The sequence below is a fragment of the Fervidobacterium sp. 2310opik-2 genome, from assembly GCF_011057735.1.
In the GTDB taxonomy this organism is placed as follows: Bacteria; Thermotogota; Thermotogae; order Thermotogales; family Fervidobacteriaceae; genus Fervidobacterium; species Fervidobacterium nodosum.
Map to the genome: position 1 here is coordinate 1 of NZ_LNGG01000022.1, position 26,894 is coordinate 26,894.

General features: G+C 32.8%; 16 protein-coding genes and 1 CRISPR repeat array. All 16 genes read right to left on the reverse strand.

The features are described from left to right. The first annotated feature begins 173 nt into the window (after positions 1-173). Positions 174-2,814: a CRISPR direct-repeat array (repeat unit 36 nt; unit sequence GTTTCCATCTCTTTCAGAGAGTAGTTCCTTCCTAAG). A 517-nt stretch (positions 2,815-3,331) separates the two neighbouring features. After that, the gene (locus tag AS161_RS06720) at positions 3,332-3,550 is read right to left on the reverse strand and encodes a hypothetical protein (RefSeq protein WP_164542226.1); all 219 of its coding nucleotides are present in this window, start codon (positions 3,548-3,550) and stop codon (positions 3,332-3,334) included. A gap of 98 nt (positions 3,551-3,648) precedes the next feature. After that, a complete protein-coding gene (locus tag AS161_RS06725) occupies positions 3,649-4,458 on the reverse strand; it encodes a hypothetical protein (RefSeq protein ID WP_164542227.1) in 810 nt (269 codons plus the stop codon). A 285-nt stretch (positions 4,459-4,743) separates the two neighbouring features. After that, on the reverse strand, positions 4,744-5,010 hold the full coding sequence (locus AS161_RS06730; RefSeq protein ID WP_164542228.1) for a hypothetical protein: 267 nt from the start codon (positions 5,008-5,010) through the stop codon (positions 4,744-4,746). Positions 5,011-5,209: 199 nt separating this feature from the next. Then, positions 5,210-7,792: a hypothetical protein gene (locus AS161_RS06735; protein WP_164542229.1), complete on the reverse strand. Its 2,583-nt coding sequence runs from the start codon at positions 7,790-7,792 to the stop codon at positions 5,210-5,212. A gap of 43 nt (positions 7,793-7,835) precedes the next feature. After that, positions 7,836-9,254: a sigma 54-interacting transcriptional regulator gene (locus tag AS161_RS06740; RefSeq protein ID WP_164542230.1), complete on the reverse strand. Its 1,419-nt coding sequence runs from the start codon at positions 9,252-9,254 to the stop codon at positions 7,836-7,838. Between the two features lie 2 nt (positions 9,255-9,256). Beyond that, a complete protein-coding gene (locus AS161_RS06745; protein WP_164542231.1) occupies positions 9,257-10,021 on the reverse strand; it encodes a hypothetical protein in 765 nt (254 codons plus the stop codon). Further along, on the reverse strand, positions 10,021-14,250 hold the full coding sequence (locus AS161_RS06750) for a hypothetical protein (protein ID WP_164542232.1): 4,230 nt from the start codon (positions 14,248-14,250) through the stop codon (positions 10,021-10,023). Before AS161_RS06750 ends, AS161_RS06745 begins: the two co-directional genes overlap by 1 nt. A gap of 86 nt (positions 14,251-14,336) precedes the next feature. Continuing rightward, the gene (locus AS161_RS06755) at positions 14,337-15,452 is read right to left on the reverse strand and encodes a putative CRISPR-associated protein (protein ID WP_164542233.1); all 1,116 of its coding nucleotides are present in this window, start codon (positions 15,450-15,452) and stop codon (positions 14,337-14,339) included. A 46-nt stretch (positions 15,453-15,498) separates the two neighbouring features. Continuing rightward, entirely contained in the window at positions 15,499-16,461 is a 963-nt protein-coding gene (locus AS161_RS06760; RefSeq protein ID WP_164542234.1) for a hypothetical protein, read from the reverse strand. Between the two features lie 4 nt (positions 16,462-16,465). Continuing rightward, positions 16,466-16,861, reverse strand: a complete 396-nt coding sequence (locus tag AS161_RS06765; RefSeq protein WP_164542235.1) for an FHA domain-containing protein — start codon at positions 16,859-16,861, stop codon at positions 16,466-16,468. Positions 16,862-16,895: 34 nt separating this feature from the next. After that, positions 16,896-18,227 (reverse strand): VWA domain-containing protein, encoded by a 1,332-nt coding sequence (locus tag AS161_RS06770; RefSeq protein ID WP_164542236.1) that lies wholly within the window; start codon positions 18,225-18,227, stop codon positions 16,896-16,898. 23 nt (positions 18,228-18,250) lie between these two features. Beyond that, on the reverse strand, positions 18,251-18,934 hold the full coding sequence (locus tag AS161_RS06775; protein ID WP_164542237.1) for an FHA domain-containing protein: 684 nt from the start codon (positions 18,932-18,934) through the stop codon (positions 18,251-18,253). 96 nt (positions 18,935-19,030) lie between these two features. Then, on the reverse strand, positions 19,031-20,566 hold the full coding sequence (locus AS161_RS06780) for a protein phosphatase 2C domain-containing protein (RefSeq protein ID WP_164542238.1): 1,536 nt from the start codon (positions 20,564-20,566) through the stop codon (positions 19,031-19,033). Positions 20,567-20,570: 4 nt separating this feature from the next. Beyond that, positions 20,571-21,581, reverse strand: a complete 1,011-nt coding sequence (locus tag AS161_RS06785) for a protein kinase (RefSeq protein ID WP_164542239.1) — start codon at positions 21,579-21,581, stop codon at positions 20,571-20,573. Positions 21,582-21,844: 263 nt separating this feature from the next. Further along, complete coding sequence (gene rgy / locus AS161_RS06790) at positions 21,845-25,219, reverse strand: reverse gyrase (protein WP_164542240.1); 3,375 nt, start codon at positions 25,217-25,219, stop codon at positions 21,845-21,847. 4 nt (positions 25,220-25,223) lie between these two features. Beyond that, entirely contained in the window at positions 25,224-26,243 is a 1,020-nt protein-coding gene (gene recF / locus AS161_RS06795) for a DNA replication and repair protein RecF (RefSeq protein ID WP_164542241.1), read from the reverse strand. Between the last annotated feature and the right edge of the window lie 651 nt (positions 26,244-26,894).

Below are 26,894 nucleotides of genomic sequence, written 5' to 3' on the forward strand. Positions count from 1 at the left end.
GGGGGTGTCCCCTATTTAAGAAGATAATATGATTTTTGAAATTTATCAATACCTTTGGTTAACAAAATCGATGTATTTAAAGGAGGGGGATATAGTCTGAGAAGGTATAGTATAAGAAAAATGGGGATAATTACTAATCACTTGAAGAGGGATAATGAGGTTTGAGTAGTAATGTTTCCATCTCTTTCAGAGAGTAGTTCCTTCCTAAGCGCCTAACCAGTAGTCACAACCGTCACATAGTCACGCAGTCGTTTCCATCTCTTTCAGAGAGTAGTTCCTTCCTAAGCGAATATCTAGCGGATGAACCGCTAGTTACAGTTAGTTTCCATCTCTTTCAGAGAGTAGTTCCTTCCTAAGAAGGGAAAAAGATTTTTTATTCGAAGGTTTTCAGAATGATGTTTCCATCTCTTTCAGAGAGTAGTTCCTTCCTAAGAATTCAACACTGTGGAAGAAGCAATGTACTACTACGTCCTCAAAAGTTTCCATCTCTTTCAGAGAGTAGTTCCTTCCTAAGCAAGGAATTGACTTCACAACACTCTTCGATTCTGTTAGAAGTTTCCATCTCTTTCAGAGAGTAGTTCCTTCCTAAGCGTTATATTATGCAGTTAAAGTTGGTAGGAAGCCTGGTATATGTTTCCATCTCTTTCAGAGAGTAGTTCCTTCCTAAGAGATATGTCAGAGAAGACCCACAGTACGAGGACTACTTCATGTTTCCATCTCTTTCAGAGAGTAGTTCCTTCCTAAGACCAAGAGCTTGAGAAACTCCTCAAGCTCTTGATCCAGCTTGTTTCCATCTCTTTCAGAGAGTAGTTCCTTCCTAAGGGATCGCCCTCCAGAGGCTGGCGAAAGCCAGCCTCACGGACGTTTCCATCTCTTTCAGAGAGTAGTTCCTTCCTAAGGATCGTACACTTTTATTAGATCTCGTCAGGACTGCCCTGAGTTTCCATCTCTTTCAGAGAGTAGTTCCTTCCTAAGGGTTTCACTTCTGCGATTGGGCATCAAGGAACGGCCGAACTGTTTCCATCTCTTTCAGAGAGTAGTTCCTTCCTAAGCATAGTCAAACTAAAGATAATAGAGTAAAAAAGAAACATGTTTCCATCTCTTTCAGAGAGTAGTTCCTTCCTAAGAGTTACCGTAATGATATTGATTTAGTTTGAGTGAGTGATAGTTTCCATCTCTTTCAGAGAGTAGTTCCTTCCTAAGAATATATGGAAACAGTGCATTGATGTAAAACCTAGTATGCGTGTTTCCATCTCTTTCAGAGAGTAGTTCCTTCCTAAGAACACCACCCAGCCGAAAAATTTTATTAGCATTTTCCGAAGTTTCCATCTCTTTCAGAGAGTAGTTCCTTCCTAAGAACACCACCCAGCCGAAAAATTTTATTAGCATTTTCCGAAGTTTCCATCTCTTTCAGAGAGTAGTTCCTTCCTAAGAACACCACCCAGCCGAAAAATTTTATTAGCATTTTCCGAAGTTTCCATCTCTTTCAGAGAGTAGTTCCTTCCTAAGGAACAAGTAAGTAGCGGGGCGAAAGCCCCATTTTTTTGGGTTTCCATCTCTTTCAGAGAGTAGTTCCTTCCTAAGATAGGCAAATCAAACACCTTTCATTTCTAGTTTTTTTCTCCGTTTCCATCTCTTTCAGAGAGTAGTTCCTTCCTAAGTGTGTTCGACGGAGAAACAAAAGTGCTACACGTTTCGATGGTTTCCATCTCTTTCAGAGAGTAGTTCCTTCCTAAGTCCTTGAAAGGTTTTTTAACGTTGCAATAGTCGATGCAGTGTTTCCATCTCTTTCAGAGAGTAGTTCCTTCCTAAGATTCCAACAAGAAGTAGTGGGGCGCGTAAGCCCCTTTTTTTGTTTCCATCTCTTTCAGAGAGTAGTTCCTTCCTAAGTTTTAGAGGGTATTGAAAGCGTTATTTCAGACGGCGAGTGTGTTTCCATCTCTTTCAGAGAGTAGTTCCTTCCTAAGAATACGTCAAAGAACTTGAAGAAGAATTTGACGCAGTAGAAATGTTTCCATCTCTTTCAGAGAGTAGTTCCTTCCTAAGGGTTTACATCGTTGTCTGCGAAAGAACAGCAATTAATATTGTTTCCATCTCTTTCAGAGAGTAGTTCCTTCCTAAGAATTCCGACAAGAAGTAATGGGGCGAAAGCCCCATTTTTTTGTTTCCATCTCTTTCAGAGAGTAGTTCCTTCCTAAGTTTGGGGCACATCGTCGGGATGGTGGGAACTCCACACGTAAGTTTCCATCTCTTTCAGAGAGTAGTTCCTTCCTAAGAATTCCAACAAGAAGTAGTGGGGCGCGTAAGCCCCCATTTTGTTTCCATCTCTTTCAGAGAGTAGTTCCTTCCTAAGAGGATTGTTGTTTGTGGTGTTGCCAAACGAGTTAAAGCCTTTTGTTTCCATCTCTTTCAGAGAGTAGTTCCTTCCTAAGATGTTTGACAAGATGGTATATTTTGCAAACACGTTTGACAAGTTTCCATCTCTTTCAGAGAGTAGTTCCTTCCTAAGATAGGTCGTTTTTAATCGATCTCGTCAGGACCGCCTTAAAGTTTCCATCTCTTTCAGAGAGTAGTTCCTTCCTAAGGAAAATTCGAGAGGGAAGTTGAGCTCGAATTCGAGGTGCCAGTTTCCATCTCTTTCAGAGAGTAGTTCCTTCCTAAGAAAGAAAAAGTAAGAAATGCAATACTTTACATCATTAAATGTTTCCATCTCTTTCAGAGAGTAGTTCCTTCCTAAGTAGTTACAAAGAAAATAAACAGAGAAATACTCACACACGTGTTTCCATCTCTTTCAGAGAGTAGTTCCTTCCTAAGAGTTACCTTCCAAAATATGCATAAATTCTATTATCTTGGAATGCGATTTTCCCTACCTCAAAAGTTTGATTGTCTAAAAAATTTTTAGTTTGACTAATTTTGCTTTTATCTTCTTTATTCATGCCGATTCCCAACCTATTTTTTAGCTTGTTACCACTTAAATTACCATGAATACTTGCTTGGTTCAATCTCTTCACAATCGAAATATGGTTGTAACAATAGGTAAGGAAACGGTATTTCGTAATGCTAACATTCTAAGATATTTCTTTATTTATGCGTTTTTCTGAATTTTAGCCAAGCTAAAAAGTTGAGAGGATCAATTATTTATGCCGATTTTGGATTGATTGAGTTTTTAGTGCTGTTCAAAAATGATTTTATTTAAATGCAATTAAGATTATTGCGAATGATTATCAACACTTTATGGGAGTTTTTGATTTTTTGGTGTTCTTTGATTAAATTATACCATATTTTCTTCTTTTTTTGTCAATAAAATTCCTGAATTTTTCAAAACTAAGTTTTATTCATCTTTAGGAACCAACTCTTGTTTGTATATTTTCATTGAAATAATGTTAATTATTCTAATTATGGCACCTGTTAGTATATTCAATATTAAGAGTGGCCAGATTAAAGCTAAAAGTGTAGAGTATATTATTTTTTCTGTCGTGACCGAGAAAAGAAGGTATGAAAGTATGAACCCAATTTCGTATGTAATAAACAAAAGATCTGCTCCACTCATGTTCTCACTCCTTGCTTTTGTTTTTTTATTATTAAAAGAGTAGAAAGCTTCGGAATATACCGAAGCTTTCTTGAATATTAAAGCGAATGTTTTCTTGCTTAATGTTCATTTATGTTCTCATTTTTGTTTATTTCTATAGCAAATATTGCTGAAAGTAAAGCGTTTGACGCAAATATTGCTTTATGTTGATTCATTGTTAATCCGTTTATATCACTATACGGTTTGGTACGTGCTGAGAGTAAGTTTGCATCCTTTAAAAAGTGTATGAATAGACCTAACCATATACCGCTTATTATTTTGTCTTGCTTGGTTTTGAAGAATTCAACAAATGATTTTAAAAATTTGTTTTGGATATATATTCCTTTGTTTTCAAGGTGGATGAGTAAGTGGTACATAAATCTGAGCGCTAATTCAAATGTAAATCCTATTAGTATGGTGTGACTAAATATGTTTCTGTGATAGCCTGCTGAAACTTTCAAGTCAGTGTCTGGTAATCCACCTTCAAAGTCAAATCCTCCACCAAATACTAAAGCAGACAGAACAATTATTAGAAAATCCGAGATGCTTTCTTTTCTTTGTTCAAATGTCATTCCATCCCACACAGATTTTAATGCCTTAATTCTTAAAATTATGGTGTCCTTGAGTTTCTTTGCATCATCCAAGAGTTTGTCTTTTATTCTCAAAGGATTTCTAAGACTGAGAAGTTCTTTGAGGTATTTTGCGGTTATTATAGATAGGTCAACGAGCGCCTTTATGGTGTAAAACAAGTTTACTATCATGTGTTTTGTCGTAACTATGAATGCTTCTCTTAGAGATTGTAAAAATATTTTGCTGAGTTCGTTCTCATTGGTGTTCTCAAGTAAGTGTTTAATTTCGTTTTTTGATACAAGAAGAGTATTATTATTCATTCTTTCTTTCCTCCTTTAATCTATTGTCTGTTTATCAAGCCAACATAAAAACAGTCCGTTATCAATCAAATTTGTTCTGTACAGTGTATGCTGCAATGAATAATATCAAAGCTATTATCAAAGCTATATTACAAATTGTGTAATACTATTTTTACCTGGTCTGTTGGAATTGTCGTTATTATCTTTATTCTTAAATATACATGCACCTTTGCTGGAATGTTGTTTTTTAAAATTTGAAAGAAGTGTGGGGAGCTTCTCCAAGATTTCTTTACTTTATGAATCGATTTACCTTAAGACTCTGAACTTAGAGTTTTTGAAGATGTCTATTACTCTTCCTTCTCTTTCGATGATAAAAATATCCTTATACTTTTCGAATGTTCTGTTTTTTTCAATTAGTTTTTTTGGCACGTAATGTATAAATCCACTTCTTCTGGCTTTGCTGCGTTTGCCGTATCTGATGATCAAATAAACGTCTTTCTCCTCGAGCCTTAGTCTTCTAAGTTTATCTTCCGCATTGTCTGTTAAATAAATGTCTTGCATTGATATAACCATATTTGTCACCTCCATTTTGGTTTTTTCAAGTTATTATTAGACATTACGAGGACTAAATGTGTTTCCCTTGATTTTAAAATGAATAATAGCTTGAAATGAAAACTTATGAAGTTGAGAATATATTAAAATTTAGAATAAAAGAAATGGCTTCAGTATATTACCGAAGCCATTTCTTTATTTTTAATGTATTTGATGGGAATTAGTCTATTTCAACAATTACTTGTATATTAAGGTCTTTTCGTAAATTTGAGCCCTCCATTTCTGATTCGATATCTTTTTTAATTTTTTCTAATACTTCATCACTAGTATTCAAGTCTAAGTTTCTAACTAATCTTATGTGCAGCGTTTTTAAATTGCTCCCTTTTTTCCATTCTAACCACTCAGGAATTACTGCCGAAACAGATTTATGCTTTTCAAAATGGTTGAATTGTCTTGACTTAAAGGCTATTTTATCGATAATTTCAATTTCTTTTGAAGGTGATTCTATGTTTTCATATACAAAGTCTTCCAGCTTAACAGCAATTGTATCTATTTCATCTAATTCTTCTTTGTTTCCGTTGTTAGTCGTAATCAAAAATTTTAATGATTTTTCGATCTGCAATATTTGGTCGAACATGTTACGCGAAAGATTATAATTTCCATTCTTTAGTAACTCAACCAAATACAATATTTCATTTCTTGTTCTTTCTAAACGATTTTTGTGGTAGCTTTCTGTGATTATTCTATCGGCTTGGACATCTGTTCCGTCGATGAATTTCAACCATTTTGTAACATAGAGAGTTATTTTTTTCAATAGTTTATCTTCCGGATTGTATACATCATCCATTTTTCTCGTGTCTAACATCATTCTTTGGACAAATTTTGAAATTTTTCCGTTGATTTCACTATCGATACCCAAATATCCTCTGTGATATTTACTTATCAATTTGATTGATTGAACTATTTCGTCTGTTTTTTCTTTGAATATATCGCTTAGTTTTTCGCCTTTAAATGGTGTATTTATTGCTAGTATGTCGTAGAATGGATCGTCTATTAATTGAACAGTTAGTTCGTTGTGTAAGTCTCTGACCAACGAAGGTAATGAATCCAAGAAAAATGTTTTTCCATCTTTTCTTTTGAATTTTGGATAGGTGTGACCTAAATCGTGTACATTTATAGCAACACCTAATAGGAAGTAAAGAATATCTCTGTATTTTATGTTCTGATAAAATAACGAGTTTAATTCATCCTTAGAGAATGGTGATAAAAACTCTTCTTCACCAATTACGTTTATTAAGTTGACTGTGAATTCCATTAGTCTTTTGCTGTGTCTTTGAGAATGCTCAACGGTTTCTGGAATTTGGTCACCAATCCACATTAAAGACCATTTCTTTAGTATGCCTTCTCTTATGTAATTTTTTAATCTTTCGTCTTCAATTAAATTCAGGTACTTTTCTCCATACCCGAAAGGCATTTCTCTTTTTTCTTTAAAGCTTTTTTCTATCTTTTCAATAGGATAAAATGATATTATTTCAAAGTCTTTTACTTTTATGATGTTGTGCAATTCATTTGGTAAATTTAGTACAGATTTGTTTTTTGATTTGTACGTTTTCAAAATAGCACTCATTTCGTCAATGAAGTTGTAATCCCAGTCTATTCCAAAGGCAGGGAATTTGACAATTTCACTTTGTCTTTCGTATTTATAGTAAAAATCTCTTTTATTGAATAAAGCATACAATGCTAAGATTACTCCGATGTACTTAACACCAGGCGCGATGTCAATGATAACTTTTTTCTCTTTTTCAAATATCTTATCTAGCTTCTCCCATAATTCATTTAGCGTGTTCCTTGATGTTTTTTCATCGTCTGGGTTGAAGTTGATTTTTTCATATTCGACTTCTATATCAAATATCGTTTTAATTATGTATTTCAAATAGTAGTAAATTCTGTTTAAACCTTTTTCGTACTTTAAGCCTGATTTTTCATACTCTTCAATCTCTTCATCTGTTAGTTCTTCAAATGGTTCGTTTAAGATAAATATTACTTTTCTAATGTTCCAACCTTCTTTTCTTAGTAAATCTAAGGTTTGAAGTTCTGGTGAGTTGCTTATTACTACTTCTAAATTGTTTTTATTGTCGTTAAGGTCTTTCTTTATTTTTTGAAGGTTATTGTACTTTCTATTAATAGCTTGTCCTGATGGCATAACTACCGTAACTTCGTCTGAAAGTTTGTTCACAAGAAATTCTGTAAATTTCACAAATGTTTCCAAGCTCTTTTCTCCTTGTATTTTTCTTGCTATGTTTTTGTTTTCAAACTTTTCGAAGTTTCTTTCGTGGATTTTTTCCGCGCTATCAATTCCATACAATTTCAAATCATCGAAATTGACTCTAGTGCTTTTTTCTTCAACTTCAAGGATGTGGTAGTGCTCAATGTCGTATTTTAATTTGTCTTTGAATTCGATGTATTCATCTAATGTTATTTCTGGATCATCTGAAATAAAGTATCTCAATTTGGCGACTAACGGATAATCAAATAAGGTATTTACCAATTCATCATTTGGAAATATTGTTTCTTCTCTTTCTTCCCTCTCCAAAGCATTATTTGTTTTTACTTTTGTAGTTCTTGTCCATTTTTTCATAATTCCTGTTTTCTGGGGGATCAATTCTAACCTTACTCTTTCTTCTTCACTTTCTTCATTTTTCAGGTACCACTGGACTATACCAATTTTTTTGTAAGCTATTTTTTTCAATTTTATTATTTCTGAACTGTCTGATATAATATATTTCCATTCTCTTTCTATCATACAACTCACTCCTGTTGTTAGTTGTTGTTAGTTGTTGTTAGTTTTATATTTCTATATGTCTATCTAAAATAATATCCAAACCTTCACTTTGTGCGAGATTTATGGCGTTTCTTAATATGCTTTCTAATTCTCTGAAATTGCCAGGGTAATCGTAACTTTCCAATTTTTCTATAGCTTCTAATGCTATTTTTTCAATTTGATATTTTCTCGTTTCTTTATCGTAATGATTTATGTATGGGTTCAAAAGTATGAAATTTATGAGAAATCTGAGGTCTTCTTTTCTTTCTTTCAACGAAGGGACCCTTATCTTGTACTTGAACCTATAGTAAAGGTCTTCCCTGAAGTTTCCAATTTTGATTTCTCTCTTGAGGTCTTTGTTCGTGGCAGCGATTATAAACGTCGGAGCAAGAAACGGGTTACCGTCGTATCCGTCCGGTCTTATTTTAAAATTATCAAGATAAAGTAAGAGTTTTGTTTGAACATTGGGCGGTATTTCAGCAATTTCATCTAGAAAGACACACTTTCCAACATTTGAAAAGATTATCCCTTTTTTATTAATCGCGCCTGTATATGCTCCTTCTCTTGTACCAAACAATTCTGAGTCCACGAGATTTTTTTCAATGTTAACAAGAGAAAATTTATACACACTATCTTCGGTAACCCTCGAACCAATTATCTCGGCTATTAAACTCTTACCAGTACCTGTATCTCCTTCTATTAGAAGAGAAGGAAGGAATATGTTTTCAGATTGTTCAAAGAATTTTTTTAATTTTTCATCATTTAATTTTTTATCAATTTCTTTAATTTCATAAGTATCTGCTATTTTTCTAATTTCATCGAATATTTTCTTATACGTCTTGTACGCTTTTCTGAAGTCTTCTATTATTTTTCTCAACGAGCTTACAAATTTTTGCATAGACGGGTCAAGAAAGATCGATATGTACTTGTTTCTCTTGAAAAATTCATATCTGTCCTCAAATTCGATGTCTGCTAGTTTCCAATTTCTTATTTCTTTATACGGGATTTTTTTGTAAAGGGTGTCGCTGTTTTCTAGTTTTTCAATTTTTTTGTATGTTACATCCCTTATTATTTCTTTAATTATTTTCTCAAATTTTCCGAGTTCTTCGTATTCAAAGCATAATCTTTCTTTTCGAAAAATGCCCAATATATCAAAATCCAAGAATTTATCGAAAATTTTTCCGTCTATTCTTTTATCAACAATCAAAATTATTTTTTTGCCCTTCAGTTTTTCTTCGTCCTTTATTTTTGCAGGGTTTCTTTCCATCAAGCTCTCTATGTGAACTATAGCGTATTGTGAGTCATCGATGTTGTTGGTAAAAATTTTGTCTATGTCTATATTTTCTCTTTTGCTTTCAAATTGTCTTTTTAAAGATTCTTTTACTAAATCAATAAAATTTCTCTCACAACTACTATCGATTAAATTTGGACTTACGTATATCATACTCATACCTCCTGGAAGAATTTCATGTATTCCTGGAGAGTATCTCTTACTATAGAGCTTTTATCAAAGTATTCTTTTATCTCTCTAAATTTTTCCCTTGTCCAATTATCAGATTTTCCTGAAAAATTGGCTATAGCGATTAGGAATTCACCTATAAATTCTTCGATGTTTTCGAATTTTCCAAGGCTTCCCTTTTTCAAGCTGTTTATGTAATGGTGGTTTTCATATATGAAATTGACTCTGAATTCTCTATTTATTTCCAAATCGATATTTTCAAATCGTCCTTTTGGTGGTTTTAGCGAGGAAATAGGCATTACATCGCCATTTGGAAGTTTTATTGAGTAATTGAATGTCAATTCCTTGCTAATTATTATGTTACTTTTCGCTGTTCTTTTATCAGACGCCAAAGCGTAAAGTCTTTCTTTTTTTATATTTTCAAACCAAGGGAATGTCTTTAAAATTTTCTTTAGCTCCTCGTACGCTCGATTGTTGTTTGTGAAGTTTATTAACTCATATTCGTATATGTCCCCATCTTTGACTTTGACTATTTGAAAGCCTATTTTTCTTTTGCTTATTATGTCAACCTCGGGGTTAAATTCTATATTTTCTAGGTTTTTTAATCCCCTTTCGGATGTATCCTCTGTTTCTTCTTCGAAAGTTGTTTCTTGGAAGTCCTCTTCTTCAGACTTTGTGAATTCTATATTCTGTGTATGACTCAAAAATTTCTCTTTCTTCTTAGATTTTTCATGCAATTTCCTTTGTTCCATCACATATCCCTCCAATAGAATGAGTATTCAATTCTTGGATGTGTTTCACGGTATATTTTTCCGCTTTCTAATTTTCTTAATACATCCAAGCCACTTTCAAAAGTCATGCAAGTTAGAATACCTCTCAGTTCAAAATTTTCAAAGTATTTATCAATACCACTAATTCCATATTTTGTTTTTAAATAATTAGCAAGTGTGTATAGTATTTCAAAATAAATTGATTTTGAGTCTAGGTATTTGAATAAGCTATTTTCTTCACCGTACTGCGCTTTGAATTCTTTATCTGCCTGTTTTAAAAATTCAAAGTAACTTTCTGACTGAAAAGCGTTTTTGAATATTATGCTGCTAACTTTTTGCATGTTTATTCCCATGCTACCTGAGTGGAATGTCTCCATCGAAAGTTGTGTACCTCTCTCACCAATTACGTGTCCAGCACTTAGACCTATTGGTTCACCTTCGTCAAATTCTTTCAATTTTGATACGTCAAATCCGGCATATTTTTTGCTTATATAAAATTTACCTGAATCGTCAAGTTCCCGAATCTTTGGTGAAAGAACTGTAAATTCATCTGGTAAAATGTTTTTGTTTTCTGGGGTTAGAAATACTATCTGGTCGTCGATTTTTACGTATCTATAAAGCCATCTATCTTTCCCGAATTCTTTTAGTTCTGACAAGTTTACGTTGTATTCAATGTATTCTTCGAAGTTTGCGGTATAAACATTACCAAGAAATTCGATTAGTTTTCTTGTGAAATATCCTGCATCAGCAACTTTGAGCTTTTTGTCCATAAGTGTTCTTCTTGCTCTTCTTGCGATACCATTATTTACATCAAAATAGTCTTCTGCTTTCAGACCTATTACAAAATTGTCTTTTGAAACTCCGGCAATTTCTTTGTTTAATTGATTGTATTGTGTGTCTTTTCCTCTACATTTCGATTCCCTTATTTTTTGCATGCTTCCTTTGTCTTGTATTATCTCGTATATGCTTAGTGTTAAGTTTTGTTCAGTTGCTTTTTTGAGGTCTTTTTCGATAAGGTTCTGGTTGATGAATTCTTTTAATTTTTCATATTCTTTGTTTTGCGCAAGTTCTCTGATTTGCTCTTCGTAGTATTCTTTTATTTTCTTTTTGTTATTGCCTGTAACTAAGTAATTTCCATACACGAAATCTTGGTCTATGGAGTAAATTAGTTCACCATTTCCTAATTTGAATGAGTTTCTTGAAGGGAGCATTTTTTCTAGTTCTTCCCTCATGTCACCGACAATTTTTGTGTTTGGGAAGTAAACTGCCATAGTATCGCCGTCGAAGTCCGCATTAAATCCTTCACAAACGACAATTGGCAATCCTATTGTATAGTTATGCCAGAATCTTGGTTTGAAGGATTGTATGGAGTGTCTATGTAGTGATGGCTGTCTGTTTAAAAGTACATACAAATCTTCGTTCTCTAACTTTTTGTTTAACAACTTGGCTATTTCCTTTCTTTTTTGGTAATTACCTTTCAAAGCAGCCAATTTATCAAATTTATCAATCCCTATATCCGTAATGTCTATCCATTCAAGCCCAAATTCTACAGGGAGCAGAATGGTGTCCATGTCAACTTTTAAGTCATATTCTTCTATATATGAAAGTGGTTGTGGAGTAATAACAGTTCGACCAGAGAAGTGTAATCTTCTCGCGATTAAAAAGCTTCTCAGGTAACCATCTTTTGTGAAGAGTAATTCTTTGAATTGTTCCTCAAAACGCTTTAGTTTATGCGGCTCATTCAGAAATTGTATCTTTTCTTTAATTTTTTCAAAAATTTTATCTAGTGTGTTTTCATTACTCTCTGAACTTTTTCTATCTATGTTTTCTTTTTTCATTCCAATGATGTCACCGTATTTTTTTATAAATTTCTCAAGTTTTTCTTTGTAATCCTGTTTGTTTCCGTCGTTTCTTATTGCTTCTAAAGCCTCAAAGTCTTTTTTCATCTTTTCAACTCTATCTTTAAATCCATTGTTAACCATTTGGAAGTTATCTATGGCAAATTTGGTGAAAACCAACTTGCTGTACTTTTTGAATTTCATTTTAACAAATTCACTTATTTCTTCATTATCAGAAATCTCAGAGAATTTTTCTTCAAACGAAGCGGCTGATTTCATGTATTCCGGTGTTTCGATGTTTATGTTGAAAAATTTCATTAGTTTTTTGAAGTACTCCTCGGGATATCTTTCGAATTCTTTTTTTGTTTTTTCACCAAGGTTTTTACTTGCAAAGAGTTTAATTAAGTTTCTGTTGTTGTAAGAATACAAAGACCAAAATTCCATTTCGCCGAACCTTTGACCACCCATTCTTGATCTACCTTTTAAAGGTTGATAAGTTATATCACTCTCTCTTGCAAATGAAACAACATGGATTTTGTCTCTCACACAGTGGTCTAATCTTATAAAGTATTGGTATCCGGCTGTTAGGAGCCATTCTTTGTCTTTGTATTTAACTTTGAACCGTCCGTATTCATCTGAGCCTAATTTTTTCAATTCTTCAAGTAGTTCTTCTTTGTACTGATAACCATTTTCAAGTGGTTGGAATGTATCTTTTTTGAAGTTTCCAAATTTAACAGCCATGCTGAAGTGGGTTTCATAAAGTTGGCCCAAGTTCATCCTTGATACAACACCTAATGGGCTTAGTATAACGTCGACGATGTGTTCTTGACCGTTAATGACTACTTTTGGCATTTCACTATCGGGAACTATTTTTGAGATAGTTCCCTTGTTACCGTGTCTTCCCATGAGTTTATCTCCCACTTCAGCTTTTTTATTTACTAAGAATTTAATTCTTATCTCCACGGTCCCCTTTAGTTTCTTGTCATTATCTGAAAAATCTTCGTCAAATTCAGAATATGGTATAATTGGTTGGTCTGGGAGCTTTAAGATTTTTGCAGGATATCTTCCTTCGTATTTTATTTCTCTTTCTTTTTTACCATTTAATTTAATCTCCATTAGCACATCGCTATAACTTACAGTATCTCCTTCTCTAACTTTCCATGTGATTTCGACATATTCATTTTTGTTCTTTTTGTAAATCCAGGTATTTGCTTTGGTAGAAGGAAATTTATCCTCGAAGACTTTGACTATGTATGTCTCTTCTTCTTCAACGTTTGCTTCAAGTTTTTGGGCAAAACTTTCAGAGATTACTATTCCATCCTCAAAGTTAAATCCATCAAATAGTCCGTATACAACTAAACCGTTGACTCCTACATTATCTTTTTCAAAACCAGTTGAAATGATTGGTTTTTCGCTCTTTTCTAGTCTTATAGCCTGCTTCAAATTTTTCGACCCCATTAAAATTCTTGCACCGTCTGAATGGAGAATAAATGGAATTTGTTTTGTGGCGAATGATAATATTTCTTTGCTTTTTTTGAAGTTTAAATTTTCAAAGTCGTATTCTAAGTCATCTGCATAGACTAAGCTTAATGTCAAACCTATTTTCTCAGATTCCGGAGTTTCCAATAAGTCTACAATTCCATTATGGCTTTCGTGAGGCAATCTAATGTTTTCGTTCACGTTATCATTGGGGTAGACTACTTTTCTGGGGTTTGAGTAATATTCTATGTAATTTAAGTTATCAGGAAGGAAGAAAATGGGGATTTTTTGAGCGATGTAACTATCATCGCTTTTTCTATAGTATCTGAAAAATTTTACACCTATTGTTTTGGAGAGTTCATTTAGGTAGGTTAATTGAGGGTCATTGCTTTCAGGATAATCTTTTGCCTTGCGTTCCACTTCGTTTATTACTCTCAAAATTCCTGAAAGGAACGCAAGGTAATATCCCTGCAAAATAATTGCTTTTGATAAATCAAGTATTTTTGAATCAGCTGTTTCTTCCGAATCTTCGGATGATACAAATTTATCAAATATTACAAAGGGAGAATAAACCCTTCTGTTGAGGGAGTAGAAGTATCCATCATCATCTGGAATTAGAAGCATTACGTTTTCTGCTCTTTTTTTCAATTTATCTTTGAAGTAGAATTCCACATCGTAAAGATAGCCAACAAGTTTTTCTTCACCGTCGATTTGTTCGTATACCTCTCTTTTATCTTTGAAATAAAATTTGGAGCTTTTGATGTTCTCTAGTAACTCCTGGTTGTTCTGAACACTTTTAAGTTCCTCGGTTTGCATGATTTTTTCGCAAACCTTTGCTAGGAAAACGTCCAAAACTTTTTCAATATCAATGTTTCGGAAAGCCAAGAAATTCATCTTAATCTCCCCTCTATTGAAATTGTTTTGACAAAATTCCTAACCCTACAAGTGCAGGGTTAGGAAGACTAAAATTATTTTTAATTTTAAAATTTATCACTTAAGTATTCTTCAAGCTTTGACTTGATGATTTCCAATTCTAGTTCATTTCTTGCTGTTGTTTCTATTTCAAGGTGTACTAAACCATTTTTGGTGTTTAATATGACAACTATTTCGTTGCCTTTTGTTTTGATTTTGAATCCTTCACTTTTTTCGTTCTCGGAAAATTTTACAACTCTAGCATTTGTTATATACTTGAACTCACTAAATAATTCTTCTAAGTTGTATTTATCAATAACATGATTTAAATTTCCTCTTTTACCGCTTGAAATGAATTTAAATTCTTTGTCTCTCTCTTTTAATTCTACATGTTTTTCCAAGAAATATAATTTGTTCTTTACAACTTCTAAATAAATCTGGCCCATTGTGCTTATAGCTATGTAATCAGTATCGTCGATTTTTTCTATGTCAAAGAATATCTTCGTTTCTTCGGGTAGACTTTTGTACAAATCTTCAACATCTTTCAGAGGTACTAAGTTTTCTCTTCCATCAAATTCTTCAAATAAATTTTTAGCTAAAAAGTACCAGCTGTGGTCCAAATCAATTGGTAATGGTTCAAGTTCAATAACTTCTGGAAATGTTTCAAATCTGTAGTAAACTGGAACTTTTAATCCTTGGCCTAAGGTTAAGGCAAAGGCAATCTGTGCTTTGTATCCACCTGTTGCGTTTATGATTACATTGCCTATATGAAGCTTTATTATCTTTGCCATTTCTTTAATTAAATTTTTTAGACCGTATATTTTGAAATCTTGAGGCCTTGAATCGTCCAGCTTCTCAACAACAACAACTTTTACGTTTTCAAATTTGAAATCTTTAACCGATTTGAAGTAACCTTCAAGAATTTTTCCAATTTTTCTCCCATCTTTTGTATCAGATACTAAAAAGTATATATTTTTTCTTTCATGTAAATATCCTTTTTTCAAAATGCTGACAGTAGAATTTATCTCAGCACCGTATTTTCTTGACATTTCTGGATCTTCGTCTAGGTTTAGATAATAATCTATTATCTTGTCTATGTTTTCATTGTCAAAATCATTCTTCAACCCGGTACTTTGCAAATTACCAATCATACTTGCGCCAACTGTGCAAATGATTGTGTTCATAACCACTTTCACCCTTTCTTTTTGTTTAATATTATTATAGCATTAATTACGTAAAATATTCCACACGTTCTAAAATCTTATCGAAATCCAAAATTCTATCTTTTGGATCTTCAGCAATCAAATCTTTTATTAATTTCCTTAGTTCTTTTTTTTCGTCTTTTCTTTTTTCATTGATATACAAATTTGAAGAGTTGACTAAATCGTCTGTTATATTTCCAAAAAAGTGTTCGCCCTTGGTGAATATGTCAAATAACAAAACACCTAACTGGTAAGAAAAAATTCCAACGGCGTTGACTTTTGTTTTTCCACCACTTTTGATGTATTCGACCAATTCTGGTGGGGAATACCTTTTATTTATAACATCACCATAATACTTAACTTTTGTAATCACTGGGTCATCTAAAATGCCATCAATGTGTCTTACTATGTACCTCATTCCGTTTATCTTTATGTTGTCATCTTTTTGGACAACTATGTGTTTATGATTTAACCCTATATGGAATAAACCTTTCTCGAAGATATCTTTCTGGAAAAATATTAGATGTCGAATAACACCTCTCATTACCCTTTTTAATATAACTTGTTTATTGTGCCCTCTGTATTCTTCTTCGTCTTCGTAATCATCATCACTAAATTTGTTTCCCCAATTTTCAAAAGGTGTAAAGTATTCTTTTTTTATCGCACTAGTCATTAAAAAACCGTTGTAGTAATCAACTATAATTGCTTTTTGGCCTATTTCTTTGATGTAATCATAATCCACTATCTCATGAAGTCTGTTGTTCAGTAAAACATTGTTCACATAAATTATTCTTTCAACTAACTTATCATTATATTTATCTTTTTCTTTATCTCCTGTTTTCCTAACAACATATCCTAAAAAGTTTGTTTTGTTGAACTTGTCGCTTCTAAGCATTACTTTGTCAAAAGTTTTGCTATACATTGAAATATCTTCCATGTTCTTAATTTCTTTTTTTGTCATCTCATCACGTGTTAATACGTACCATTCCAATGTCTTACCTCCTTTTAACTTTTATTCCAAACGCATTATTGGGGCTTATCCCAAGAAGAATATCCCCATCATCAATTTCGTATTTTGTGTTTTTTTCCAACCTTGTCTTATTTAAATACACTATGTTGCTTGATATGTCCGTAACGTAATATTTATCGTTTTCTCTAAGAATTTTAAGAATTAGTCTTGAAAATTCCTTTTGTGAGTCTATCGAAGAAATATCTATATCAACAAATCCCATGGTGCTCGATTTTCCTATCACAGTTTCATCGTTTTCTATTTTTTTAGCCATAAATAGGACTTTGTTATAGTAAATTTCCAGTTCCATAGATTTCTCATACTCCATAGATTTTTCTTCGTCGAATAAATTTTCAAAGTAATAGTTGCGAAGCATTTTCATTCTCACCTCCTTTCTTGGCATTTTGTTCGCACTATCAGAATATCTCGTTAATTAACTTATCTATATCTTCATCGTTTTCTATATAACCTTCGTCGTTTATTTTGGTTGATGAATTCGAAGCTGCTATTAGTAATGTACTTGGTATTTGGTTATTTCTGATGTATTCATCCTTTATTCTTCTGTAATTCTCTATTATTTCGTCTTCACCTATTTCTTCTGCTAGTTCTATTATCTTGTCCAAAGTCTTTAGAACGGCTCTTTGGTCATTCTGGCTAATGTACTCATTTAGTAAATCATCGTACTTCTTTATTGCACATCTTTTCGCTGTTTCTTTTACACTTAGGTATTCATAACTTGCTTTCTCTATATCTGTTGTCATTTCTATTATCGCATCTATTTTTTGCTCTTTTCTTTCGCCTGTTGTTGGAATGGTATAGCTTAATTTCGCAGTTAATACTCTGAATTTGCCATCGTATGGATTCTTTGGAGCAGGTATTGCTATTTCAAATATATACTTATATAATCTATTGTTTTCTATGTCGTCTAATTTGATTTTGTAAGTTCTTGCTGAATCTAATTTCATCTTTCCATAGTATGTAGTTTCAGGTACGGCTCTGTAAAATTCGTTCATTCTTACCTCGTTTGATACATTTATTTCCAATTCCACGTCATTTACAACCACTGATTTTGCTCTCTTTAATACTGTCTCAAATACCTTTATTGCTTGCGCTCCAGAATTTATCCAATCAGTTGTTCCGCGGCTTGGTTTGACTAGTTTCTCGATGAATGAGTAGTTGAAATTATGTCCCATTCCCAAAGCAGTTATACTTATGTTTTCTTCAGCAATCAATTGGCCTTCTCTTATTCCGTCTTCTTCCGTATCTTCAACAGGCAAACCATCGGTTAAGAATATTATCTTCTTAGTGTTTCCTGTATTCACTTTAAGTATTTCTCTTGCCATTCTCAATGCTGCAGATATATTTGTGCTTCCAGATTCACTGTAAGCTCTTTGGAGTACTCTTTCAAAATCCGCTCTTGATAAGTTTCTTGCATGGTCAAGAAGTTTTATTGGTACTGCATGGTAAATGACAAGGCTTATAGTATCATCTTGTGTAAAGTAATCGTACAAATTCTTTACCGCTTCAACTGCCACATCCAGTTTTCTCTTAGTGTATTCTATATATTCTCCCATAGATCCAGATACGTCTAATACTATACAGAAATCTGTTCCTTTGACCTTGAACTCTTCTTTTCTTAGCTCATCACCTGGTTTGATTTCTAATAGTAAATTTACATAAGTATCTTCTTTTGTACCAGAATAAATGTAAGGTTTGTCAAAAGTGTAAGTTAAAACTAACTCTTTCAAGTTAATCACTCCTTTCCAAAGTTTTAGTTTATTTCAGGAATTACAATCTCTATACCGAAACTTCTGTTTAGAATAACTCTGTCACCATTTTTCAGCTCTTTTCTTTCGTTATACTTTATAAGTTTATCCCCTAGATACATTGGCATTTTTTTACTGAGTCTAACAATGTAGTATTTACCATTTTCTCTTACAATTTTCACGTGCTTTCTGCTAATAATCTTTTCATCATCGAATTTTCTAAGGTTTACATCGACTCCAAATAAACTTCTTCCAACTATTATTTCATCGAGTGAAAAGCTTTCTTCAATAATTAAATTCTTTTTCTTAAATATTCTTAGTGTTATGCTTTCATAAGACTTAGATAATTCCTCTTTATCTATATCTAAGTTTTCTTGATTACTCTGAGCAGTTTGAGCGTTTTCAATTTGGGTACTCTCTGTTTTGTTAACTATTTCTTCTAATTCTCCCAAATTTTCCATTCCAAATACATTTATCAAATTTTCTATTAATTCTTCTGGTGTATCTGATGGTGTATTTGATTTTTCAGTTTTAGTCTTTGAGTTTTCAATATCTCCAAATATTTCTTCCAATTTGTAAGGTTCTGGTAGCTTTTCTTCTAAAGGTTCCAAAAATCCACCGCATTCACAAAAGTCTTCTTTATAACTTTTTTCAAACCTTCTTCCACAGTTTTTACATACTTTTACCAACTGTCTCACCCCTTTCTTTGTTAATCGTCTATTTTATTTCCAAATTATTATTAGACATTTAGTACTAAATATTCAAAAAATCATTTATTCAAAATATTATTTTGATTCTTGTGAAAACTCTGGTGTTAGGAGAATCAGAGTGACGTTGTCATTTGCATCGTTAAAGTCTAATGTGCTTATTACTCTTTGGCTAACTGCTTTGAGAGTTTTTAGTTCTTCCAACATTTTTAAATAGTCTTTGAAGAAGTTTTCTTCTTTCTCTTCTTGATTAAAACCGTTCCAATAATCCAACACCCCATCTGAACTTATGAATAGTGTTTCGTTGTTTAATAACTTTGTTTTATTGAAGTAGAATTTAATTTCATCACATACTATTTCATTATTTTCTATTTTGTATTTACCTATGTACTGCGTTAAGCTTGAATCGCTATCATTTATTTTTTCCTTATTTAAGAGTCTTAATGTTTTCACGTTATGCTCGACGTTTAGTTTTGTAAAGTAATCGTTTGATATGACGTAAATGTTTGAATCTCCAACAGAACAGATGTAAATGTTGTCATCTTCCATAACCACCGCAGCTAAAGTTGTTGACATTATTTCACCTGGTAATAAGTTCTTGCTCAATTCTTTTGCTTTATCAAGTATTTTTTCGTTAGCTTTATTTATTACTTTTTCAAAGAATCCTCTAACTTTCTCGCTGTCGAGCTTACTTTCCAAAGTCTCTATTTTGAACTCTTCCCATTCTTCTTTTAGTACATCTCTTGTTATGTTAGACGCTAATTTCCCATTCCCGATTTTCGCTGTTGATACTCCGTCCATAACTGCAAATATTGCTTTGTTTTCGAATATATCACAATAATAAGAATCTTGATTTGAATCATCTACGTAGTCATCTTCTGGTTTTAATTTTCTTGTACCTTCGAAAGTTCTAAAAGCTCTTTTTATTTTTACGACTTTTTTTTCTTCAATTTGTCTTCTTTCTTTTCTCTTCACTGCTTTTATTAACTCCTCTTTAGAAGTTCTTATGCTATAAATGTTTTCGTATGATTTTTCAAACCATTTTACTAAATCATATTCTCCCTCTTCTATTAGTTTATGTCTTACAAAGTGCTTCTTGCTCTTGAAGTTGTTTATTAATCTGTACTCGTTTCCAAATTTTAGCTGTGCGAATAGTTCAGCGATGATATATGAATTGTTGTTTTTGAAGTCAGAATTTTTACTTTTCAAGGTAATTGGCATATTGAATGTTGATAAATCAAATAAGTCATTCTGCGCAAAGATTGGATAATATACAAATATGTAAGGTTCGAAATTTTCATCTAGATAAATTGACTTTGGGTCGATAATGAAGAATTTATAACCTTGTGTCTCAGTTTCTTCGAAAATTTCCATTATTTTGAATATAACTTCCACAACTCTATCTTTGTTTACTTCTAATGCTTGCGTTACAGGTTTTAATGTTTCATCGAAAAGGAACCAAAACTCATTATCTGGAATCAACTCTGAAACAATTGGTAAGACTATCCTTTTTATTCTCGGCCTTTTGCTAAATATATTAAAATCCTTACTCCAATTAATTCCCTTGAACTTTAATAGCTTTTCTTCAGAAATCATACTTTGTACAAATGCCATACACTTACCTCCTTTTCGTGTTTAATATTCTTAATGCGGTGATAACATCTTTCAGCATATTCTTAGCGTTTGAATACCTTTTTTCTGCCACGCTTTGCGTAGCTTTTTGTATTATTCTTACTATTGATCCTTCCACATCTAAAGAATTAAAGTCTAACTTGTCAATTAAGCCTTTTGCATTTATGAAATTTTCTAAAGGCTTATCAGAGAGTAGTTCGAACATCATTATTCCTAACGAATACAAATCAGCTCTTCCATCGAATGGAAGTGTTTTATCCTTAACTTCAGGTGGCATATACCCAGGTGTTCCCACCCCCCTGTTTATGATTTTTCCATTTTCTTCGAATTTTATGGCAACACCTCCGAAATCTATCAATGTAAAGCTTTTGTTCGGGCTGATAAGTATGTTATCTGGTTTTAAATCTTGGTAAATGAATGATACATTATATTTCTTTTTAGCTGTATGGTGCATCATCGAAAATATTTTCAATAACTGCTTTGCGAGTTTTAGTACTTCTATTTGCCATTCTATCGACCTTTTATCTTTGACGTTCTCTCTAACGTAATTTGATAAGGTTGTACCTTCTATGTACTGTAAAACTATGTATGGTTCGTTAAAAGCATACTCTGGTAAGAATTGTTTGCCCGGAATTATGTTACCTTCGGGCCATAGAATAGTTGGGTTGTAACCTAAGACGTAGTCACGTATGATTGGAATGTTAAATAAACCAATACTGTTCAAAGCTGCCAAAATGTTTTTTTCATACTCTATCTCTTTTCTTCTTTTTTCTATAATAGATGCATTTTCCAAGTTTGTTCTTTTTATTTTTCCTTTGTAATTTGTAGCTTTGATTAATACCTTTCTTCCGAGTATTTTTTTATCATTTGCTATCAGAATCAAACCAAATCCAGTATTGGCACTTAAAATATCCACTATTTCATAACGACCTGCGATTTCCTTTGGGAGTAATATATTTTTCCCATTTTTGATAATGTTAAGTACCTCGTCCTTCAACTTATCACCTCGCTTTCCATAGTCTTCTAGCGCCCATGTTATTATCAGACATTTAACTTGTATTATTATCTAAAAACCTGAAAAATAAGGATGAATCAATACATTATACTTTATTCCTGATTCAGGTTTTAAATCAAATTGTGTAAAAATAACCCCCATTCAATTTTTCGATTGAATGGGGGTTAAAGGTTGGTTGTATTTTGTAAGCTCCAAATTATTATAAGACATTTATTAAACTTTAACATCCTAAAGCCTTATAAATTCTATAAATTTTCAACTTCCATTTTTAGATTTTTAAGTATCTTTTGGTAATCTTCTTCACCAAGTTCTACTTTGTCCATAAGTTGTTCAAGTTCTCTTGTGAAGTCTTCTCTTACAAATTTGAATTTCTCTGGACTGGAGTTTAAGAATTTGTACACTTTCTCACCTAGCGGTGTTGGTAGTAAGTATCCTTCTTTTTCTACGACGTATCCTCTCTCAAGTAATCGACTTACGATTGTTGCATATGTAGATGGTCTTCCAAGACCTCGTTTTTTCATCTCTTCTACGAGTGTACCTTGTGTGAACAAAGGTACTTTCGGAATGCTATAGAAGGATTTATAATTCACCACACTAACTTCCCCAGTAGGTATTTTCGTAAGTTTGATTGGGAATATTTTGTTGTAACCTTCTTGGATGATTTCTTCATATATTTCAAATGTCTGCTCTTTGTCGAAGGCTTTGACTGTAATATCACAAATTTTAACTACAACATTTCTCATTTGAGATGATATGAATCTTTTGAATATTAAATCATAAATTTTCAAGTGATCTGGCGTAAAACCTTGAAGTTCACCTGAGTAAATCATCGATTTTATATCTTCGACATCAAGTACCCTTGTTGGTCTTATGCATTCATGCGCTCCACCTTCGCCCCATGTTCTTCCTCTAAAATACTCTTCACCAAATTGTTCAGCTATATAACTTTTTGCAACGCTTATTCCAACATCTGATACTCTCGTAGAGTCTGTACGATGGTATGTGATGAATCCTCTTTCGAACAATTCTTGGAGTATTTCCATCGTTCTTGAAACAGAAATTTTGTACTTTTCGGAAGCGTCTTTCAATAGCGCGTCTGTTGTGTAAGGCGGAAGCGGTGATTTTTCTTGGACTTTTTCCGAACTTTTGGTTATTTGAATGTACTTTAGGCTATTGTAAAATTTCTGAGCTTTTTGCTTGTCTTCAAATTCAAACTTTATATCAAGCCCATATCTTTTTACAGAAACAATATGTATCTTTTTCCGATTTTCTTTTGCTCTTTCTATAACCCAACCCAAAACAGGGGTCTGTACTCTCCCCGCGGAAAGTGAGCTTTTTGAAAAGATTTTCTGGATAAGCTGGGAAAGTTCGAAACCGACCCATCTATCGGATATCCGCCTTACGACCTGAGCTTTCACAAGGTTTTCATTAATATCCCTTGATTCTTTAAGTGCGTTGAGTATGGCTTTTTTAGTTATTTCGTGGAATTCCATTCTCCTGATTTCTTTCACAAAAGGTGTACACAGATTTTTTAAGTCCCAAGAGATTTTCTCCCCTTCTGTGTCAGGGTCAGTTGCCACAAGTATCATATCGAATTCTTTGCTAGCATCTCTTATTCCTCCAATTATCCTTTCTTTTTTCTCTATAGGTTCATACACGGGTATGAATTTTTCTTTCTCGATAACGCCAAAATACCCTATTTCCTTGTTCAAGTCCAACACATGACCAAACGAAGCTGTTATCACTAGGTATTTATCTTCGGTTATTACCTCATAGAGTTCTTGACCATTCACATTCCTTGAGATTGGTTTTCCAAAGAAGTTTGCAATGGTCCAAGCTTTGTGAGGTGATTCTACTATGACTAATACAGGCTTTAAGAAATCGTCCCGTCTGCCTTCTTTCTTCCTAACTTTTTCTCTGTCCTCGTCGATTTGTCTTAAAATTTCATCTATGTTAATGCTACGAGCTTCTTTAAATGTAATATCTGTACTGAACCACCATCTACTTTTCTTTAATAGGTTGTTCAAAACTTTTTTGTCGTCAACAAGAATATAACTTAATCCTTTTGAAATTCCACCAACGTAAAGTCTTGAAGTCCTTCCAGAAGCTTGGAGATATCCTGTTATATCTGAAACAACTAGTATCCACTTTTCATCTTCTTGCCTTAAAACAACTTCATCTGAATTACTTATTTTCTCATGTATTTCTTTCGAAAGTATGAAATTTTTTATTTCGTTTTTTAGCTCGTTAACTTTATCAACAGGAGGATTTGGCATTGAAGAAAATTTCTTCAACGCTTTCATCCATTTATCTACAAGGGAAACTTTTTCCTCTAAGTTCTTATCCCTTGCGATAAGTGGTCTTATAGAAGAAAGTGCGAGTAAAAGGTGCTTTACATTACCTTCGATATCAAGATTAACAACGATTTTAGGTACGCCATAAAAAACCGCGTACCTTATAACCTCTGGCATGTCTAATCCCCTTGCTAAAGGATTCCTGTAAGAAGATATACCGATAAGAACTTCTATTTCACCTTTTCGGTATTTTTCTAAAACTTCTGGAGATAAGTTTTCGTATGTCTCGGTTTTTATCCCATTACTCTCAAGTAAGTTTTTAATGTAATCTACAAGTTCTTTTCCAAAATTAGATGAAAGAAATACAAGTCCACCCTTTCCTAATCTTTTTACTGTTCTAACAAGTGCATCGTCAAGATTTTCTACTTCTTCGTAAACGTCTTCCACATTTCTTAAATAGAATATAGGTCTGCCAACATCAAAAGATAAGAGTTCTTTGAATAATCTTATTCTCTCGGATTTTGGGTCACTAGTTGCGGACGCTACCACCATTACTCCTTTGGCTTTGTTTGCAATTTTTCTCACTTCTTCTTGCATTGTTTTTACTTTCTCTTCATTCGCTTGTGTTCTCTTCATTTTTATGTAATTCATTGTAAAGCTTATGTCTTTTTCGTCAAATCCTAAAAGATACAATGCTTTATCGATATTTTTTGCCGTCTTTAAGAACGAATCAACATCATCTACAAAAATAAAAGCGAAATCCTTGGGGATGAGGTCAACGTTTTTATAAAGGAACATCGAAGATGTAATTAGTATTTTGAAATCACCATTAGATAATCTTTTTTTCTTTTCTTCTCTTTCTTTATTACTCTCATCAAGCCCAAAAACAAGTAAATCGGATTCTTTAACTTTATCTTTTAATTTCTCATAGCTTTGAAGAATGAGAAGTTTTGTAGGTAATATTATGTACGATCTTTTGCCTCTTTTGGAAAAATATAAAGCAGTAGCAAGCCCCCACGAAGTTTTACCTATTCCTGTGGGGGCAAGTAACGCAAACGACCTTCCTAAGAGTAATTTTCTAGCCCAGAATTTCTGAAGTTCCCAAGGCTCAAATCCAATAAATTTTCTGAATACCTTTTCCCAATCATTGTACCTTTCCTTTAAAGAGCACAAATCATATTTTTCTTCTTTTATGTGTTCACACAAAAATTCTTTTGAAACTTGCTGGGGCAAGCATTTTTCGCAAAGTAAACCATTCAACAATCTCTCAGAAGTTATATCTCCCCCGCAATTTGGACAAAGGGTCTTAAATACGGCTTCTATCAAAGTATCACTCCTTAGCCAAATTTATATTGTGTGCACCGAGAAGTGGAGACAAACCAGCGATGATAACTTGACCGGATAAGTTAGATATAAACTTCTCGAGAAGATGTGGGTCTAATACATTTCCTGGGTCATCGAATAAAAATACTGGCTCATAAAGTTTTGTTTCCTCTATCAGTTTTTTGAATGCGATTATCAATGACAAGTAAAGCAATCTTTTTTGCCCTTCTGAAGCAAAGTACTTAGCTATGTAACCGTTGTAATAGAACACGTAATCATCATGTGTGTGTGGACCAACGGTTGTTACTCTCTTCTCTATGTCTTCATCTATATAATCGGCTATGTTTTTACCTTTGAACTCTGAAACATATTCTACTTTGAACATCGGGTCAAGATATTTAGACAACTCATTTATCATGATTTCTCTTTTTTCAACGATTTTTTCGGCTAACGGCTGCATTTCATTTGCTAATTTCAAAACCTTCTCTCTATCAACATTCTCTTCAGCTAAAAGAGTGTTTCTTTCATCGAGTAATTTTTCATAATTTCTGAGAATTTCGTAATATTCAAGGTCTAGAAGCGAGAATATTTCGTCAAAGAATTCTCTTCTTTGAGATGGATAACCATCAATCATTAGATAATCTTTGAAGCTGAATGGTATGGCTATAAATACTTCTTGGATATCTCTGAACCTCTTTACCTTGTTTCCATCAAGATACGCTATCTTTTCTTTCTTCGTTTCATCTGATTTATATATGACTGTAATATCGTGCTTTTTTCCACCACTTACAATTTTACCACTCACTTCAAAAAAGTTTGTGCCGAATTTTATGAGGTGATAATCCCTTCCTCCCCTGAAGGATCTTGGGTTTGATAGATAAGCGATTGCTTCAAGGATGGAAGTTTTGCCAGCTCCGTTTGGACCGTATATAACGTTGATACCGTCTTTAAAATTCACCTCATATTCTGAAAAACATCTAAAGTTTCTAAGCCTGAGGCTTTCAATAAGCATCCTTCTTTTTTCCATCCTTCCACCCCCTCGGAAGTTTGTATTTCATTATTTTATATTGCATTTTATATTATATCAAAAATTTTATCAATTGACAATATGGAGTGATAATAAATAATTTCGATTTTTACATTTTTAAGTATTATTCCTGTGTAATTTCTGAATGCAGTATCTCATTATTCTTTATCTTAAAGCGTAACAACATTTTTGCCCTCGCGACATACAAAAGCTATAAGACATTTGCTTTTGCTTTTACCTTTGTACTTTTTTGCTTTTTTCAATCCTATAGTGTATTGTTTATTTGAAAAGTAAGTTATTTTTATTTAACCTGAGTATAATAAAACATTATTACTGATTGTGTATTAGTTAAATACATTAGAGTTTATAACTGCTCTTTATATTATCGTTATTTTTTATTGACATTTCAAAAATAAAAATATAGAATATAATATTGAAAGAAACATTTACATTTTTTCGAATTTTCGAAAGAATTTTTGGTTTGGAAAATTTTATGGGGGATATTCAATATTTTAGTAAGCCACACTTCAGAATAAGATTTCCGGTAATAAGTCAAGAGGAGAAAAAATAGAAAAATAAAAAACCTAGTCAACACTTTGACTTTCAATAACTTAATATTTCACTTTCATTCTTCACATACTTGATTTCGTT

Coding starts and splice junctions, on each gene's coding strand:
- AS161_RS06720 (WP_164542226.1), bottom strand. CDS start 3,550: ATGAGTGGAGCAGATCTTTTGTTTATTACATACGAAATTGGGTTCATA.
- AS161_RS06725 (WP_164542227.1), bottom strand. CDS start 4,458: ATGAATAATAATACTCTTCTTGTATCAAAAAACGAAATTAAACACTTA.
- AS161_RS06730 (WP_164542228.1), bottom strand. CDS start 5,010: ATGGTTATATCAATGCAAGACATTTATTTAACAGACAATGCGGAAGAT.
- AS161_RS06735 (WP_164542229.1), bottom strand. CDS start 7,792: ATGATAGAAAGAGAATGGAAATATATTATATCAGACAGTTCAGAAATA.
- AS161_RS06740 (WP_164542230.1), bottom strand. CDS start 9,254: ATGATATACGTAAGTCCAAATTTAATCGATAGTAGTTGTGAGAGAAAT.
- AS161_RS06745 (WP_164542231.1), bottom strand. CDS start 10,021: ATGGAACAAAGGAAATTGCATGAAAAATCTAAGAAGAAAGAGAAATTT.
- AS161_RS06750 (WP_164542232.1), bottom strand. CDS start 14,250: ATGAATTTCTTGGCTTTCCGAAACATTGATATTGAAAAAGTTTTGGAC.
- AS161_RS06755 (WP_164542233.1), bottom strand. CDS start 15,452: ATGAACACAATCATTTGCACAGTTGGCGCAAGTATGATTGGTAATTTG.
- AS161_RS06765 (WP_164542235.1), bottom strand. CDS start 16,861: ATGAAAATGCTTCGCAACTATTACTTTGAAAATTTATTCGACGAAGAA.
- AS161_RS06780 (WP_164542238.1), bottom strand. CDS start 20,566: ATGGCATTTGTACAAAGTATGATTTCTGAAGAAAAGCTATTAAAGTTC.
- recF (WP_164542241.1), bottom strand. CDS start 26,243: ATGGAAAAAAGAAGGATGCTTATTGAAAGCCTCAGGCTTAGAAACTTT.